The 1,966-nt window shown below is 41.4% G+C and carries 2 protein-coding genes; both read left to right on the top strand.

All coding sequences use genetic code 11. The annotated features are described in order from the left end of the window. Positions 1-210: 210 nt before the first annotated feature. Positions 211-459, top strand: a complete 249-nt coding sequence (locus PX636_RS08350; protein ID WP_288116726.1) for a hypothetical protein — start codon at positions 211-213, stop codon at positions 457-459. A gap of 266 nt (positions 460-725) precedes the next feature. Further along, on the top strand, positions 726-1,781 hold the full coding sequence (locus tag PX636_RS08345) for a hypothetical protein (RefSeq protein ID WP_288116725.1): 1,056 nt from the start codon (positions 726-728) through the stop codon (positions 1,779-1,781). Positions 1,782-1,966: the final 185 nt, after the last annotated feature.

Here is a 1,966-nt window from a genome sequence, read left to right as displayed (position 1 = left end):
CATGACTACTTAGCAGTTATCTTCATGGTGAGGTACGAAGTTTTCGTTTTGGGGAGTCGGCCAGTAATGCTAAATCAGGTTATACTTCATCTTTAACGCTATAATTCTGACCGAGTAGGACTAGAAATTCGTGCTACCATGCGAAGATAAATATTCGGGGATACGGTCACGAAGCTACCAGACAATTTTAGGATAAAAATACCGACACTTATGGGGAAATCAATCAATAAAGTCCGAGTAACGGCACTGATTTTAGGGATTCTAGCGATCGCCTTTGCCTTTTTCACCAGGATTGTCAGTATCTTTGAATACGTTACCTTCGATATCGGACCGGATCCCGATCAGATTAGCGGTGGTTACTTTTGGATGGATATGTGGAAGGGAAATTTTCCTCAATTAGGACCTGCGGGGGGGGTGGAAAATATGGATTCACAATTCCCCCCCTCTATTTTTATTTAGGGTTTCCTCTGACAATTTTCGGTACTGCTCCCGAATTTCAAGTCCTTACCAATGGACTATTTTCTTTCCTATCGATTCCCCTTTTAATCTACTTTGTTTATCAACTTTTAGAAAATGTAGAACAAGATAAACGTCTTCTCCTGTCCAGTTTGGCAGGATTTTGGTATAGCACGATTTATGCGGACTATTTTATTAATAATTTTTCCTGGTGTCCTAGCCCAATACCCTTTTTCCTGCTCGTTTTTGCTTTACTCTATCGGTTCCAGATGGAAACGACTAAGCCGCTGCTCTATCAGGCTATAGCTTGGATATTCTTCGGGATTACCGTCGCTATATTGGTGAGTTTACACAGCACCACGATGTTAATTATCCCAGTAACTTCTGTTATCGCCTGTCTATGGTTTGTTTATCGAAATCGCAAGAATACTCTTAAATGTCTTTTGCCTTTTCTATCGATTACCTCTGCAAATCTCGCCTTGATTATGTATTGGCAGAGCGAGATAGTCGGGAGATTTGCCAATACGAAAGGGCTGCTGAGAGCGCTCACGGAGAAGGGGGCGAGCGCTGAACCATCGAGCAATCTGTTCACTCGTATATTTAAAGCGATTTGGGAAACGGTTTATCTGGGTAATCAAGTGTTTTTTTTGAATGACAATATATCGATTTTCAATGTCGTAGTTTCGGTTATTTTTTTCGGCATTTCTCTATACGTAGTCATCAAAAAATATCGAGGCAATAAAACACTGATCGGCTTCTTGGCGATTACTTGGATAATTTTTCTCTACGCTTCCTCTAATTATCCTGATGAGCATTTTTATTCCCATCGTAAAATCTTACTCTGGTTTGCTCCTATCCTGTTGGCGATCGCTAGTCTGGCCTATCTAAACTTTACTAAGACTTTCCACAGGATCCTCGCTCTATTTCTAGCAATTATCATCGGCTATTCTATCGCAACTAATCTCTATTTCAATCAACGTTATCTTGCCAGTAAATACGGTTCCGAAAGGCTCCTATCCGTGGCCGATACAGTGGCAATTATCAATCAGATTCCGGTCGGTTCAACCCTTTGCGATCCAGCTAAGAAAGGCAAAAGAAAAGAGCGCGGTCAGTACGATTATATCGATACCTTTATGACCAAAAGAGAGCTAAAGATCACCAATGCCTGCCCATCGGGTAGTTATTACATCCAGCCGAAATTTAAAATGGCTATCCAAATGAACGATTTATTTCCAATTTTTACCCTCGTCAAAACTCCCCCTCTCGATCGCCCGATGACTCCCCTTCTTGAAACCCCAGAAGCCTATCTCTATAAAATCGAGTAGCAATACCTCAACCGCGATAGCGGAATTTGCTCGGGATATTCTTGAGAAAATTTTTGCAAAGGGTGACAAGTAGCGGGGCTGTCTAGGAAAGCCATATCAATAATACGGTTCTTCGGTTTGTCTTATGCAACGGACAGGGTTACAAGGAATGAAACTCTTATATAGAAAGACATTCGGGGATTTAT

Origin of the sequence: Microcystis sp. M53598_WE2, from assembly GCF_030067735.1 — a bacterium.
In the GTDB taxonomy this organism is placed as follows: domain Bacteria; phylum Cyanobacteriota; class Cyanobacteriia; order Cyanobacteriales; family Microcystaceae; genus Microcystis; species Microcystis aeruginosa.
Note: the sequence above shows the minus strand (reverse complement) of the source record. Positions and strands in the feature narration are given on the sequence as shown.

What these genes read in the sequence shown, in the direction of transcription:
- PX636_RS08350 (WP_288116726.1), top strand. Translation starts at nt 211, where the DNA reads ATGGGGAAATCAATCAATAAAGTCCGAGTAACGGCACTGATTTTAGGG.
- PX636_RS08345 (WP_288116725.1), top strand. Translation starts at nt 726, where the DNA reads ATGGAAACGACTAAGCCGCTGCTCTATCAGGCTATAGCTTGGATATTC.